Below are 13612 nucleotides of genomic sequence, written 5' to 3' on the forward strand. Positions count from 1 at the left end.
CGCTCAGGCGGGCAGGCGCACGGCCGCCAGGCGGCGTAGCAACAGGCCCACCGCTTCCACCTGCATGGCCTTCTGCAGCGAGGCTTCCTCCTGCTCCTTGGCCAGGGCGGCGCTTTCGCTGTAGTTCATGTCGCGGGTCAGGCGCAGTTCGGTGCGGGCCAGCAGCACTTCGCCACCGGCCGTGCGCAGCGAATAGTCCAGTTGCAGGCGCAACTGCCATTCGGTGATCTGACCGGCGGTGGTGGTGGCCACCGAGGTCTTGTCGCGCACTTCACGCTCCACTTCCAGGATCACATCCGCGCGGTTGGCGTCTTCCAGCAGCTTCAGCGTGCTGCGCTGCACCTGCCGGGTGAGTTCCTGGCTCAGCGGGGAATGGGGAATGAACCCCTTCAGCGCCAGCGTCTTGAAATGGTATTCGGGCTCCTTGCGGAGCTCGAAACCGCAACCGGACAGCAGCGCTGCGGTGCCGCCAGCGGCACCCACAGCACAGGCCTTGAGCAGATGACGGCGATTCATGGGATCAGACCACCAGGTTGACGAGACGGCCGGGCACGATGATGACCTTCTTGGGCTGCTTGCCCTCCGAGAATTTCTCGAAGTCCGGGCTGGCCAGGGCGATCGCTTCGATGGCGGCCTTGTCGGCGCTGGCGGCCACCTTGATGGCGCCGCGCAGCTTGCCATTGACCTGCAGCATCAGCTCGATCTGGTCCTGCACCAGGGCGCTTTCGTCCACCGCCGGCCAGGCCGCATCGAGCAGGTCGCCCAGCTCGGCGGCCAGGCCCAGTTCCACCCACAGGGCATGGGTGATGTGCGGGCAGGCCGGGTAGATCACGCGCAGCAGCACCGAGAAGCCCTCGCGGATGACCGCATGGTCGCCCGGCGTGGTGCCCTTGAAGCCTTCCAGCGCATTAAGCAGCTTCATCGCACCGGACACGACGGTGTTGTACTGCATGCGCTCGTAGTCATAGCTGACCTGCTTGAGCACCAGATGCACTTCGCGGCGCAGCGCCTTGGCGTCGTCGCCCAGGGCGGAGAAGTCCTTGCCGGCCGCCTTGATGGCGTCGGCCTGCTTCACGCCGAAGCCCCACACCCGCTTCAGGAAGCGGTGGGCGCCTTCCACGGCCGCATCGTTCCATTCCAGCGTCTGCTCGGGCGGCGCGGCGAACATCACGAACAGGCGGGCGGTGTCGGCACCATACTGGTCGATCAGGGACTGCGGGTCCACGCCGTTGTTCTTCGACTTCGACATGGTCGTCATCTCGTACTCGAGCGGCAAACCATCCGCCTTGAGCGTGCCGCCCACCGGCTGGCCATGCTCGTTGCGCAGCACGTCGACGTCGTGTTCCCAGTAGTAGTTCTTGCCGGCTTCGGGCGGCTTGCGGAAGTAGGCGCCCTTGAGCACCATGCCCTGCGTCAGCAGGTTGGTGAAGGGTTCATCGAACTTCACCAGGCCCAGGTCGCGCATCACCTTGGTCCAGAAGCGCGCATACAGCAGGTGCAGGATGGCGTGCTCGATGCCACCGATGTATTGATCCATCGGCATCCAGTAGTCGCTGCCCGCGCCCACCATGGCCTTGTCATTGCTGGCGTCGCAATAGCGCATGAAGTACCACGAGCTGTCCACGAAGGTGTCCATCGTGTCCGTCTCGCGCTGGGCCGGTTTGCCGCAGCTGGGGCAGGTGCAGTTCAGGAAGTCGGCGCGCTTGTTCAACGGATTGCCGCTGCCATCCGGGATGCAGTCTTCCGGCAGCACCACGGGCAGGTCCTTTTCCGGGACCGGCACCGGGCCGCAGCTGTCGCAGTGGATGATGGGGATCGGCGTGCCCCAGTAGCGCTGGCGGCTCACGCCCCAGTCGCGCAGGCGCCAGGTGGTTTTTTTCTCGCCCAGGCCCTTCTCGGCCAGCAGGCGGGCGACCTCGTCCACGGCGGCCTTGTAGGTCAGGCCGTCCAGCGCGCCGGAGTGGATCGTCACGCCGCGCTGCTTGTCACCGTACCACTCGGCCCAGGCCTGGTCGGAATAGGTTTCACCTTCCACGGCCACGACCTGCTGGATGCGCAGACCGTATTTGCGCGCAAAGGCGAAGTCGCGCTCGTCATGCGCGGGCACGCCCATGACGGCGCCGTCCCCATAGCTCATCAGCACGTAGTTGCCGATCCAGACCTCCACCTGCGCGCCGGTGAGCGGATGCGTCACGAACAGGCCGGTGGGCACGCCCTTCTTGTCCTGCGTGGCCAGTTCGGCCTCGGTGCTGCCGCCTTGCTTGCATTCCTCGATGAACGCGGCCAGCTCCGGCTTCAGCGAAGCGGCATGCGTGGCCAGCGGATGCTCCGGCGCCACGGCGCAGAAGGTCACCCCCATGATGGTGTCGGCACGGGTGGTGAAGACATACAGCTTGCCGTCCTGGATGAGCTGGCCGTCGGCGCCCTTGATCTCGTGCGGGAAGGCAAAACGCACGCCTTCACTCTTGCCGATCCAGTTCTCCTGCATCAGCCGCACCCGCTCCGGCCAGCCGGAGAGGTAGTTTTTGTCGGCAGGGTCCGCCACGGCGGCCAGCAGTTCGTCGGCGTAATCGGTGATCTTCAGGTAGTAGCCCGGGATCTCGCGCTTTTCCACCACCGCGCCGGAGCGCCAGCCCCGGCCGTCGATCACCTGCTCATTGGCCAGCACCGTCTGGTCGACCGGGTCCCAGTTGACCACCTGGGTGCGGCGCACCGCAATGCCCTTGTCCAGCATCTTCAGGAAGAGCCACTGGTTCCAGCGGTAGTAGTCCGGCTTGCAGGTGGCGATTTCGCGCGACCAGTCGATGGCCAAGCCCATCGACTGCATCTGCTTCTTCATGTAGGCGATGTTGTCGTAGGTCCAGGCCGCAGGCGGGACCTTGTTCTTCATCGCCGCGTTTTCCGCCGGCAGGCCGAAGGCATCCCAGCCCATCGGCATCAGGACGTTGTAGCCCTTCATGCGCAGCTGACGGGTCAGCATGTCGTTGATCGTGTAGTTGCGCACATGGCCCATGTGCAGCTTGCCGCTGGGGTAGGGCAGCATGGAGCAGGCATAGAACTTCGGCTTGCTCGCGTCCTCGGTGACGCGATAGGCGTCCGCGGCATTCCAGTGATCTCGGGCGGCCTGTTCGACCTCGCTGGGGGCGTATTTCTCGTTCATAGATGCTCGATGGGCGAATCGGCCCATTGTAGAAGGCTGTGGGGGCGGGCCGGTCGGGCTGGCCGTGGGGTCAGCGGGGGCTGTTGTCCTTGTCCGAGACAAAAGCAATGCGGTTCAGATGTGCCGCCTGGGCCCAGTCGATCAAGGCGGCCACCTGGCCGTAGGGGACGTTGCGGTCCGCACTGAGGCGGAGTTCAGCGTCCGGCCGCTGGGCGGCCAGCGATTGCAGCCGGGCTTTGAGTTCGGTCGGCTCCATCGGTTCGTCACCCAGGAAATACCGGCCCTCGGCATCGATGCTGATGGCCACGACCTGCTGGCTGGCGGTGCCCGGCGTCGCCATCTCGGCCTTGGGCAGCTGCAGCTTGAGCGCGCTGGCCATCAGCGGGGCGGCGATGATGAAGATGACCAGCAGCACCAGCATGACGTCGATGAGCGGCGTCATGTTGATGTCGCTCATCGGTGGGGCGGCTTCCCGGCGTTCGAGGCGGCCGAAGCTCATGGGGGCGGTCCTGGTGAAGGCGGGGCGTCTGGCCGGACGCGCCTCAGGGCGCGGAGCGCAGCTCGCGCAGATCGTGGGCGAAACCTTCCAGTTCCGCTTCGCAGGCTGCGACCCACTTGCCAAAGAGGTTGTAGGCCAGCACGGCCGGAATGGCGACGGCCAGGCCGGCGGCGGTCATGATCAGCGCTTCGCCGACCGGGCCGGCCACTTTGTCCAGGCTGAAGTCGCCCGCGCCGGCCATGCTCTGCAGGGCGTGATAGATGCCCCAGACGGTGCCGAACAGGCCGATGAAGGGGGCCGTGCTGCCCACCGTGGCCAACACCACCTGGCCGCGATTGAGCGCGGCCAGCACCAGATGCAGGGCGTCCCGCAGGCGGCGGGTGAGCTGGGCATGGGGGCGACCGGCGGCACCCAGGCTGCCCGGCGCGCTGTCGCTCAAGGCGGCATCGACCAGCGGCACCATCAGCCCCTCACGGTCCAGATGCAGCAGTTGCTGGCGGCCGGCGGTGATGTCGGCCGCCGCCCAGAACAGCGGCAGGCCACGTTGCAGATCCCGACGGGCCCGGGTGAGCATCCAGGCGCGCCAGAGGATCAGGACCCAGCTGCTGATGGACATCACCAGCAGCAGCAGGGCCACCAGGCGGGCCACGCCATCCGCTGCCTGCCAGTGCAGCCCCAGGGCCGAAAGCGACTGCATCGGGTCGGGTCGGGTCAGGCCAGGCCGAGCACGGCGTTCATGTCGAACAGGCCGGTGCGGTGGTGGGCCAGGAAACGCGCCGCGCGCAGGCTGCCCTGGGCGAAGGTGGCGCGGCTGGAAGCCTTGTGGCTGATCTCGATGCGTTCACCAATGCCGGCAAACAGCACGGTGTGGTCGCCGATGATGTCGCCGCCGCGCACGGTGGCAAAACCGATGGTGGACGGATCACGTTCGCCGGTCACGCCTTCGCGGCCATACACCGCGCAGGCCTTCAGGTCGCGGCCGAGCGCATCGGCGATCACTTCGCCCATCTTGAGCGCGGTGCCGCTGGGCGCGTCCACCTTGTGGCGATGGTGCGCCTCGACGATCTCGATGTCATACCCTTCGGCCAGCGCCTTGGCGGCGCTTTCCAGCAGCTTCAGCACCAGGTTCACCCCCACGCTCATGTTGGGGGCCATGACGATGGCGGCCCGCTCGGCGAGGGCCGCGATGTCGGCCTTTTGCGCGTCCGTGAAGCCGGTGGTGCCGATGACGGTGCGCACCCCGAGTTCGGCACACAGCGCCAGATGCGCCAGCGTGCCTTCCGGGCGGGTGAAGTCGATCAGGACATCGGAGCGGGACAGGCCTTCCCGGACGTCACTGGTGATGGCCACGCCGGTCTGGCGGCCCAGGAAAGCGCCGGCATCCTGGCCGAGGCTGGAACTGCCGTCCCGGTCGAGGGCGGCGGACAGCTGGCAATCGGGAGCGTTCAGCACCGTCTCGATCAGCATGCGGCCCATGCGGCCGGACGCGCCGGTGATGGCAATGCGCAGCGGGGCGGCGGCTGGGCTGCTCATCGACGAGCCTCCAGCGGCGGGTAGTCGCGCACCGGGCCGATCGGCTCCGGCGTCACGGCGGCCTGCTTGACCGGCGGCGGCAGCGCCTTGCGCTCTTCCTCGGTCATCTCGAGCTTCGGTGCCGCACTCTTGACCTTGGTGGTGTCGATGGCGGCGATGAATTCCTTCTCGGAGGGAAGGTCTTCCGGCGCATCGATCTTGGCCAGCTGGTCACCGTCGAAGGTCAGCAGGATGCGGCGGTTCTGAGGCGCCGCGCCCTGGCGGCGGATGGTGAAGACGTAGTCCCAGCGGGCGTCGTGGAACACGTCCGTCAAGAGGGGCGAGCCGATGGCATCACGCACCTGGGCGCGGGTCATGCCGGTTTTTACCAGCTGCATCTGCTCCTTGGTGACGACGTTGCCCTGGACGATCTCGACGCGGTAGGGCTGGACCAGGCCGAGCACCTTGTCTCCGCTCACGGAGAAGACGTCCATCTTCGGCATCTGCGAGCAAGCGCCCAGTGCCGCGAGGCTGGCCGCAGCGGCCGTGCATCGCGCGATCAAGGCGATTTGGGAATTCAATGACATGGCAGGGCTTCGCAGAAGTGCTAGGGCTATGATGGCGGGAATTCTAGCGGGAGGCTTTCACCGTTCCGCAGGCGCAAACCCCATGAACAGGTCAGACGAAATCAAGAACAGCGGGCTCAAGGCCACGCTTCCCCGCATCAAGATCCTCGAGATCTTTCAGAAGGCGCAGCAGCGCCACATGACGGCGGAGGATGTTTACAAAGCTTTGCTCGATGAGCGGGCGGACATTGGCCTGGCCACGGTCTATCGCGTGCTCACCCAGTTTGAGCAGGCCGGGCTGCTGTCACGCAACCATTTCGAATCCGGCAAGTCGGTCTTCGAACTCAACGAGGGGCATCACCATGACCACCTCGTCTGCCTGACTTGCGGCCGGGTGGAAGAGTTCTACGACCCACAGATTGAAGAACGTCAACGTGCCATTGCCGAAGAGCGGGGTTTTGCGCTGCAGGAGCACTCCCTGGCCTTGTACGCGTCTTGCGTGAAGACGGATTGCCCGCACAAGAACAACCGTTGAAGCGCGGGCGGGGCTCAGCCGGCGGCTGAATCGTTGAGGCCTTCTTCGATGGCGCGCTGGTGGCGCTCAACGAACTCGCGGTAGGTATCAATGCCGCGCAGTTGCAGGATGGTGTTGCGCACCGCCGCCTCGACCAGCACCGCCAGGTTACGGCCGGCATCCACGGCAATGACCACCTTGCGCACCGGCATGCCCAGCACGTCCTCATACAGCGGCTCGTAGGGCAGGCGCTCGAAATCGCGCTCCATGGTTTCCTTGCGAACCAGATGCACGATCAGCTTCAGCCGCATCTTGCGGCGCACCGCCGTCTCCCCAAAGATCGCCTTGATGTCCAGCAAGCCGATGCCCCGCACTTCCAGCAGGTTCATCAGCAGCTCGGGGCAGCGGCCCTCGATGGCAGTCTGCGCGATGCGGAAGAAATCCACCGCGTCATCCGCCACCAGCCCATGGCCGCGTGAGATCAGTTCCAGCCCCAGTTCGCTTTTGCCCAGGCCGGATTCGCCGGTGAGCAGGACACCCAGGCCCAGGATGTCCATGAAGACCCCATGGCGCGTCGTGCGATTGGCGCAGACATGGGCCAGGTAGGCGCGCACCAGGTCAATGACGTGACCGGCTGATTCGGCGGTGGTGAACAGCGGGATCTCGGCCCGGTCGCACATGGCGATGAGGCGGTCCGGCGCGGTTTGTCCGTCCGCCACGATGATGACCGGCGGCTCCAGCGTCACGATGCGGGAGATGCGTCGGTCCAGCACATCGCCGGAAGCCTGGCTCAGATAGGCCACTTCCCGCGTGCCGACGATCTGGACGCGGTAGGGATGGATGTAGTTGAGGTAGCCGACCAGATCGGCGGCGGACTGGGCATCCAGCAGCGCGGCTTCATCAAAGCGGCGTTCCGGATGCGCGTGCCCGGCGATCCATTCCCAGCGGAGGGCTTCGCGGTGCTCTTCAAAGAGCCGGTCCGCGCTGATGGAGGTGGGTTTCACGAAACCGAGGCGCTCAGGCCACCGACTTCAGCGGTTCCCAGTCGGCGATGAGCCGATGGACGACGCTGGCATCGGTTTCGGTCTTGAGCCGTTCACGCAGTTCACGGTCCGAGAGCATCTCCGCAATTTCGGAGAGGATTTCCAGGTGGCGCTGGGTGGCCGCCTCCGGCACCAACAGAAAGATGAGCAGATTGACCGGTTCGTCGTCCGGGGCGTCGAAGCCGATGGGCTGCTGCACACGCAGCACCGCCGCCAGCGGATTCTTCAGGCCCTTGATCCGGCCGTGGGGGATGGCCACGCCATGACCCAGACCGGTGGAGCCCAGCCGTTCACGGGCGAACAGATTGTCCGTGACCGCAGCCCTGGCGATGGCATGGTTATTCTCGAAGAGCAGCCCGGCTTGTTCGAACACGCGCTTCTTGCTGGATGCGTCCACATCGACCAGCACATTGCTGGCGGGAAGGATGGCGGCGAGACGGTTCATCGGGCAAATGCGCCAGTAGGTCAGAGACGACCGGGATTATAAGAACCCCGATGGGATCAGGGGGTAGGGCAATGCGACGCCTCGTTGAAAACAACGGTATTGGTGTTGCATCGCAACATTATGCGGCGAACTCGGAAAAGCAAAGGCGGCCATCGGGCCGCCTCCCTTGGCTGCGTTAAGGGAAAACCCTGGGGCAGCCATCGCGCTGACCGAAGTCAGCCGCCGAAATCAGTGATTGAGATCAGCCACCTTGTGCCGGAATGTCCATGCGCTTGGCAGAGGCATGGTGATGATCCTGCACGCGGTCCTTGTGGCGGCACACCTGCCGATCCAGCTTGTCCATCAATTCGTCAATGGCCGCATAGAGGTCTTCGCTGGAGTTTTCCACGAAGATTTCGCGGCCCTTCACGTGCAGCGTCACTTCGGCACGCTGCCTGCGGTCCTTCTCCTTTTGCTTTTCCACGGTGAGCAGGACGTTGACGTCCACGACCTGGTCAAAGTGTCGCAGTACCCGGCTGAGCTTGGTCAGCACGTACTCGCGCAACGCGGGGGTGACTTCGAGATGGTGGCCGCTGATGGTCAGGTTCATAAAGCCTCCTTTCACAGGGCTGGTCGGAAACTGCGCCCTTGGGCGCCGTGAGAAATCGGGAACGCTGAAGATGGATGGAATCGCTGGGTCTTGATGAGGGGGTCAGGGGTGGAGAAATCGGTAGGCCCGATGGGGGCGATCTTGGCGGTCTATCAAAAGTAGCGGATTTGAAGCGGCGGAACCAAAACCAGCCGGCGCCAGTGTGCAAAACGACTCAGAAAAAACACTGGAGCGATTCGGATGTGGAAGGCCTGCGGTAGCTGCAGTCCGGGAGCGGGCATCCGGGCGGGCCGCACAAGGCGGCGCCGCAGGGGCGCGCGGCTGAAGGAGTGGCGTTGGAGGGCTTGGGAATGTGTCTGCGGTAAGACTCTTCGTGTGGCCTGGACGAGCCCAGTCTGCGCGCGTTCGATGGCGAAGACAAGTGATCAAAAGCAAGGTTTGGGGGTGAATCTTTCCGCCTTGCGCATCGGCAGGGACCGTGCTGGAATGCTGGGTGTTGTCGCTGCCGCCGCAGCCTTGCTGGCCACATTCCCACAGTGTGATAATTCAGCGTCCCCATCACTGGAGTCCCACTTGGACAGCGACCACCCTCGGTGGCCGTCCACTCCAGCGTCAAACCGCCGCAGCTGAAGGTCGCCAGTCGCCAGTGCCGTGCCAGTGAGGCTCGTCAGAGGTGTCCAGCCGCCGCTGTGCCGCTTGTCCGGAGTGAGACGGGCCCTATCCGCCCTGAACCCGCCCTGATCCGCCCCCATTGAGCCCCTTCCGGACGCGCTTCCTCGCGTCATCAAAGAGGCCGTTCCCCAGCGACCCCGCGCCTGACCCTCCTGCCTCGTCAACGCGCCATCCTGCTCGAGCGTTCGCCTTGAAGCGCGCCGACGCAGACGAAGGACCTGCATGCTGAATGTGTTCACTCTGGACAATGGCCGCCTCAAGGGCGGGATGGTTCAGGAAGAGATCTCCACCGCTGCCGAACTGAGCGCGGTCACCGGCTCCGAGCGTCAACCGATCTGGGTGGACCTCGAATCCCCGAGCGCGGAAGAAAAGGACTGGATCCGGGAACGCTTTGGCCTGGTGATCCCCGAAGACATCGTGGACGAGGATCTGGAGGAATCGGCCCGGTTCTACGAGGAGGACAACGGCGAGCTGCATATCCGCTCCGACTTCCTCATCGACGACATGGAAGCCCCGCGCAACGTGCGGGTGGCCTTCATCCTTTTCAACAACGTGCTGTTCTCGGTCCACAACGAGGACCTGCCGGTGTTCCGGCTGTTGCGCCTGCGGGCGCGGCGCATCCCGGCGCTGATTGAAGATGCCAAGGATGTGCTGCTCAAGCTCTATGACGCCGATGCGGAATATTCCGCGGACGTGCTGGAGGGCATCTACGACAACCTGGAGAAGGTCAGCGAGCGGGTGCTGAAGAAGGATGTGAACGACACCGAGGCCGGGGAAGTGCTGGCGGCCATCGCACGTGAGGAAGACTTGAACGGGCGCATTCGCCGCAATGTGATGGACACCCGCCGTGCGGTCAGCTTCATGATGCGCAGCCGGATGCTCAATGCGGAGCAGTTCGAAGAGTCCCGCCAGATCCTGCGGGACATCGACTCGCTGGACAGCCACACCGCCTTCCTGTTCGACAAGATCAACTTCCTGATGGATGCGACCGTCGGCTTCATCAACATCAACCAGAACAAGATCATCAAGATCTTCTCGGTGGCAAGCGTGGCGTTGCTGCCGCCCACCTTGATTGCCAGCGTCTACGGCATGAATTTCCAGGCCATGCCGGAATTGCACTGGGAATACGGCTACCCGTTTGCGCTGGGGCTGATGCTGGCCTCGGTGGTGGCGCCGTTTGTGTATTTCCGGCGCAAGGGCTGGTTGGCATGACGCGCTGGCACGGGTGGCCGAAGAGTGGGCCACCTCCCTACAACGTGCAGATCAGAACCTGACGCCTCCACCCTGAGCCGTCGGTAGACACCAAGGGCCGCCGCCGAGCGGCCCTTGTTCTGTCTGTGTGCCGCCCCGCACGCCCGGCCTCCGCGCCGTTCTCGACCGCCAAGCAAAAAGGGCTTCCGCCAATGCGGAAGCCCTAGGGCAGAAAAGTAGCCTCAAGACGCCCCGTGGCCAACGAGGGAGGGAGGGAGGAGGAGGAGAAAGGCCTCGGGATTGCAGCTTGCGAACAAGCAGGTCTTGCGGCTGAAAGCGTGAACGAGTGCTGTGAACTTTACTCCCATCAGCTTCCGGGTTGGTAGAAACCCTAAAAGCCCTCGTTGGATCTCGGTGTTTAGACACTAACTGGCAACCTTGCCGGTCACCATCCACCGTGGTGGCAAGCTGCGTGCCTGGTGCGCCCTGCAAGTCTTGCCAATCAAGCCGTGCCACACCTTGCACACCAAACCTTGCACACCAAACCTTGCGCACCACACATTGCACACCACTCCTTGCGCACCACCCCTTGCACACCACACCAGCGAATTGAGCCTTCCGAACTGGCGAGGCCCAAACTGACTGCACACGGGCCACACACCGGCCATCGACTGCAGATCAATGAGCGGTGGCAGAGCGGCTGGCGACCGATCGCGAAGCGCTGCACTGATGTCTATAGTGCAATGCAAGCGACCCGTTGTCATCCCGATTCCGTGGGAAAAAGTGAGCAACTGTCACTGCTGTACCGGCTAGCCGGGACAGCTTTTGGCAGGCCCAAAGTGGGTCCGCCAATTGCCGGTGACGGGGTCCCTGCGGGCCAGTGCAGCACTCGAAACACCGGTCACACCGGCGCTTCAACCTCGTCAGTTCTGCTTCAGCAACTTCTCCAGCGCCTTGGTGAATTCTGGGCCTTCGGGGTCTACCTTGGAGCCGAAGCTGAGCACCTCTTGCCCATCACGAGAGATCAGGTATTTGTGGAAGTTCCACTTGGGGGACTGACCGGTACGCTTGGCCAGGTCGGCGAACAGCGGGTTCAGGTCAGACTTGCCGGCTGACACACTGCTTTTGCTGAACATCGGGAACTTCACGTTGAAGGTGTTCTCGCAGAACTCAGCGATCTCCTTGTTGCTGCCGTATTCCTGATTTCCGAAGTCGCCCGAAGGGAAACCCAGGACGACCAGCTCCTTGTACTTGATCGAAAGGGCTTCCAATGCCTTGTATTGCGGCGTAAAGCCGCAGAAGCTTGCGGTGTTGACCACCAGCACCACCTTGCCGGCGTACTGACACAAAGCTTGGGGCTTTTCATCTTGCAGGCGCGGAAACTGCCGTTGGAGCAGGTCCGGGCAGTTTGCTGCTGTGCTGGTGGGGGCTGCTGCGGTGGCGCTGGCGGCGTGGGCAGCCAAGGGCGCACAGGCCACTACCAGCACCAGCGTGAGGCGCCGGAACAGGGTGGAAAAGGAAGGCAGACTCATGGAACGCTCCTGGGCGGCATCGGTGGATGCCGTGAGATGTGACAACGTCAATTAGGCCAGAAGCGAGCCGCGTAAGGGTTTGTCATCTTCAGACCGATAAAATGCACTGAGTTATCCAAGGAACGTCACCATGCTTTACCCCGAACTCTTCAAGCAACTCGAAGCCGTGCGCTGGAACATGGACACCGATATCCCTTGGGACAAGTTCGATGCCGCCAAGTTGACCGACGATCAGGCACGCACCATCAAGATGAATGCCATCACGGAATGGTCGGCACTGCCGGCCACCGAGATGTTCCTGCGTGACAACAAGGACGACAGCGACTTCTCTGCCTTCATGAGCGTGTGGTTTTTCGAAGAGCAGAAGCATTCGCTGGTGCTGATGGAGTACCTGCGTCGCTTCCGTCCGGACATGGTGCCCACCGAAGCGGAGCTGCATGAAGTGCGCTTTGAATTCGACCCCGCGCCTGCGCTGGAAACACTGATGCTGCACTTCTGCGGCGAGATCCGCCTGAACCACTGGTACCGCCGTGCGGCTGAATGGCACACCGAGCCGGTGATCAAGGCCATCTACGAAACGCTGTCGCGCGATGAAGCCCGCCACGGCGGTGCCTATCTGCGCTACATGAAGCGAGCCATGGCCAAGTTCGGTGATGAGGCCAAGGCCGCCTTTGCCAAGGTCGGCGTGCTGATGGCCAGCGCGCGCCGCACGGCCCAGGCGCTGCATCCGACCAACCTGCATGTGAATGCCAAGCTGTTCCCGCGTGACACCATCCAGAGCCGCCTGCCGGATCCGGAATGGCTGGAGCGCTGGCTGGACAAGCAGATCCAGTTCGACAGCGTCTGGGAAAACAAGGTGGTGGATCGCATCCTCCACAACATGAGCCTGCTGATGGAGCGCAGCTTCGCCAGCGTTCAGGAACTCAACCGCTACCGCAAGGAAATCACCCAGCGGGTGGCTGCAGCAGCACAGCAACCGGGCGGGAGCGACCTGTCCCCGCAGGGCCACTGAAACCTGCACGCTGGAGTCAATCAGAAAGCCCGCTTCGGCGGGCTTTTGTATTGGTGGCTACATGGCTACATGGCTACATGGCTACATGGCTACATGGGTTTTGGGTAATGGGTGACGAGTGATGTCAGTTCGGCCGCACAGCACCGACACCACCCCGCAGCGGCATGCGCACAAGCCCCGACACGTGCAGGCAGACCGAGGCGCAGCCACAATGCACTGAACGATTCCAGTCGAGGGGTGGTCTCCGGGACCACCCGCCTTGACGCCCCGTCTTCCCACCTCTTTGGTCAATCCTCATGAAATACCTGCACACGATGGTCCGCGTGACCGACATCGAAGCCTCCCTGAAGTTCTACCGCGACGCGCTGGGCCTGCAAGTCGTGCGCCGTTCCGAGCATGAAGCCGGGCGCTTCACGCTGGTCTACCTGGCGGCGCCCGGCGACGAGGACGCGCAGATCGAACTCACCTACAACTGGGATCCGGAGCCATACACCGGCGGCCGCAATTTCGGCCATGTGGCCTATGCGGTGCCCGACATCTATGCGGCCTGCCAGCGTCTGATGGATCACGGCGTGCTGATCAACCGCCCGCCTCGGGACGGGCGCATGGCGTTTGTCCGCTCGCCTGACAACATCTCGGTGGAACTGCTGCAGGACGGTCCGGCTTTGCCCCCGTCAGAGCCCTGGATCTCCATGCCCAACACCGGCGCGTGGTGAGCTGAGGTGGCCCCAGGGGCCGGGCAAGGTCGCAGGCTTTGCCTGGGGCGTGAGGACACGTGTGAGGACACGTGATTCTTCCGCTGGTCAGGTGATGCATCGGGCCCTGATCCCCCAACATCATTCAGTTGCGAGTGTGCTCGCAGACATCAGGTGCGACG

At 63.8% G+C, this 13612-nt stretch carries 14 protein-coding genes; 4 read left to right on the forward strand and 10 right to left on the reverse strand.

The annotated features are described in order from the left end of the window. Positions 1-3 precede the first annotated feature (3 nt). The 6 genes from lptE to OU995_RS06835 form a co-directional block, all read right to left on the reverse strand. The gene (lptE, locus tag OU995_RS06810) at positions 4-516 is read right to left on the reverse strand and encodes an LPS assembly lipoprotein LptE (RefSeq protein ID WP_267834786.1); all 513 of its coding nucleotides are present in this window, start codon (positions 514-516) and stop codon (positions 4-6) included. 4 nt (positions 517-520) lie between these two features. Beyond that, positions 521-3160 (reverse strand): leucine--tRNA ligase, encoded by a 2640-nt coding sequence (gene leuS, locus OU995_RS06815; protein WP_267834787.1) that lies wholly within the window; start codon positions 3158-3160, stop codon positions 521-523. Positions 3161-3230: 70 nt separating this feature from the next. After that, positions 3231-3659 carry an ExbD/TolR family protein gene (locus tag OU995_RS06820; protein ID WP_267834788.1) on the reverse strand — a complete coding sequence of 143 codons (429 nt, stop codon included), beginning with the start codon at positions 3657-3659 and terminating at the stop codon, positions 3231-3233. A gap of 43 nt (positions 3660-3702) precedes the next feature. Further along, a complete protein-coding gene (locus OU995_RS06825; protein ID WP_267834789.1) occupies positions 3703-4356 on the reverse strand; it encodes a MotA/TolQ/ExbB proton channel family protein in 654 nt (217 codons plus the stop codon). A gap of 14 nt (positions 4357-4370) precedes the next feature. After that, the gene (gene dapB, locus OU995_RS06830; protein WP_267834790.1) at positions 4371-5192 is read right to left on the reverse strand and encodes a 4-hydroxy-tetrahydrodipicolinate reductase; all 822 of its coding nucleotides are present in this window, start codon (positions 5190-5192) and stop codon (positions 4371-4373) included. After that, on the reverse strand, positions 5189-5758 hold the full coding sequence (locus OU995_RS06835; RefSeq protein WP_267834791.1) for an outer membrane protein assembly factor BamE: 570 nt from the start codon (positions 5756-5758) through the stop codon (positions 5189-5191). The genes dapB and OU995_RS06835 overlap by 4 nt, the downstream gene beginning before the upstream one ends. A gap of 82 nt (positions 5759-5840) precedes the next feature. Between OU995_RS06835 and fur the strand changes: the two genes are divergently transcribed. Further along, entirely contained in the window at positions 5841-6272 is a 432-nt protein-coding gene (gene fur, locus OU995_RS06840) for a ferric iron uptake transcriptional regulator (RefSeq protein ID WP_267834792.1), read from the forward strand. Between the two features lie 14 nt (positions 6273-6286). Here the strand turns inward: fur and hprK are convergent, their stop codons facing one another. The 3 genes from hprK to hpf form a co-directional block, all read right to left on the reverse strand. Beyond that, entirely contained in the window at positions 6287-7255 is a 969-nt protein-coding gene (hprK, locus tag OU995_RS06845; RefSeq protein ID WP_267834793.1) for an HPr(Ser) kinase/phosphatase, read from the reverse strand. Between the two features lie 13 nt (positions 7256-7268). Further along, positions 7269-7739 carry a PTS IIA-like nitrogen regulatory protein PtsN gene (gene ptsN / locus OU995_RS06850; protein ID WP_088453381.1) on the reverse strand — a complete coding sequence of 157 codons (471 nt, stop codon included), beginning with the start codon at positions 7737-7739 and terminating at the stop codon, positions 7269-7271. Between the two features lie 241 nt (positions 7740-7980). Then, on the reverse strand, positions 7981-8328 hold the full coding sequence (gene hpf, locus OU995_RS06855; RefSeq protein WP_267834794.1) for a ribosome hibernation-promoting factor, HPF/YfiA family: 348 nt from the start codon (positions 8326-8328) through the stop codon (positions 7981-7983). Positions 8329-9222: 894 nt separating this feature from the next. On the opposite strand from hpf, the gene corA reads away from it, so the two are divergent. Beyond that, complete coding sequence (gene corA / locus OU995_RS06860) at positions 9223-10212, forward strand: magnesium/cobalt transporter CorA (protein ID WP_267834795.1); 990 nt, start codon at positions 9223-9225, stop codon at positions 10210-10212. Positions 10213-11114: 902 nt separating this feature from the next. Here corA and OU995_RS06865 read toward each other — a convergent pair. Next, positions 11115-11723: a glutathione peroxidase gene (locus OU995_RS06865; RefSeq protein WP_267834796.1), complete on the reverse strand. Its 609-nt coding sequence runs from the start codon at positions 11721-11723 to the stop codon at positions 11115-11117. Between the two features lie 130 nt (positions 11724-11853). Between OU995_RS06865 and OU995_RS06870 the strand changes: the two genes are divergently transcribed. After that, positions 11854-12735 (forward strand): ferritin-like domain-containing protein, encoded by an 882-nt coding sequence (locus OU995_RS06870; protein WP_267834797.1) that lies wholly within the window; start codon positions 11854-11856, stop codon positions 12733-12735. 296 nt (positions 12736-13031) lie between these two features. Then, positions 13032-13451: a VOC family protein gene (locus OU995_RS06875; protein WP_267834798.1), complete on the forward strand. Its 420-nt coding sequence runs from the start codon at positions 13032-13034 to the stop codon at positions 13449-13451. The last annotated feature ends 161 nt before the right edge of the window (positions 13452-13612 follow it).

Origin of the sequence: Roseateles sp. SL47, assembly GCF_026625885.1 — a bacterium.
Lineage (GTDB): Bacteria > Pseudomonadota > Gammaproteobacteria > Burkholderiales > Burkholderiaceae_C > Roseateles.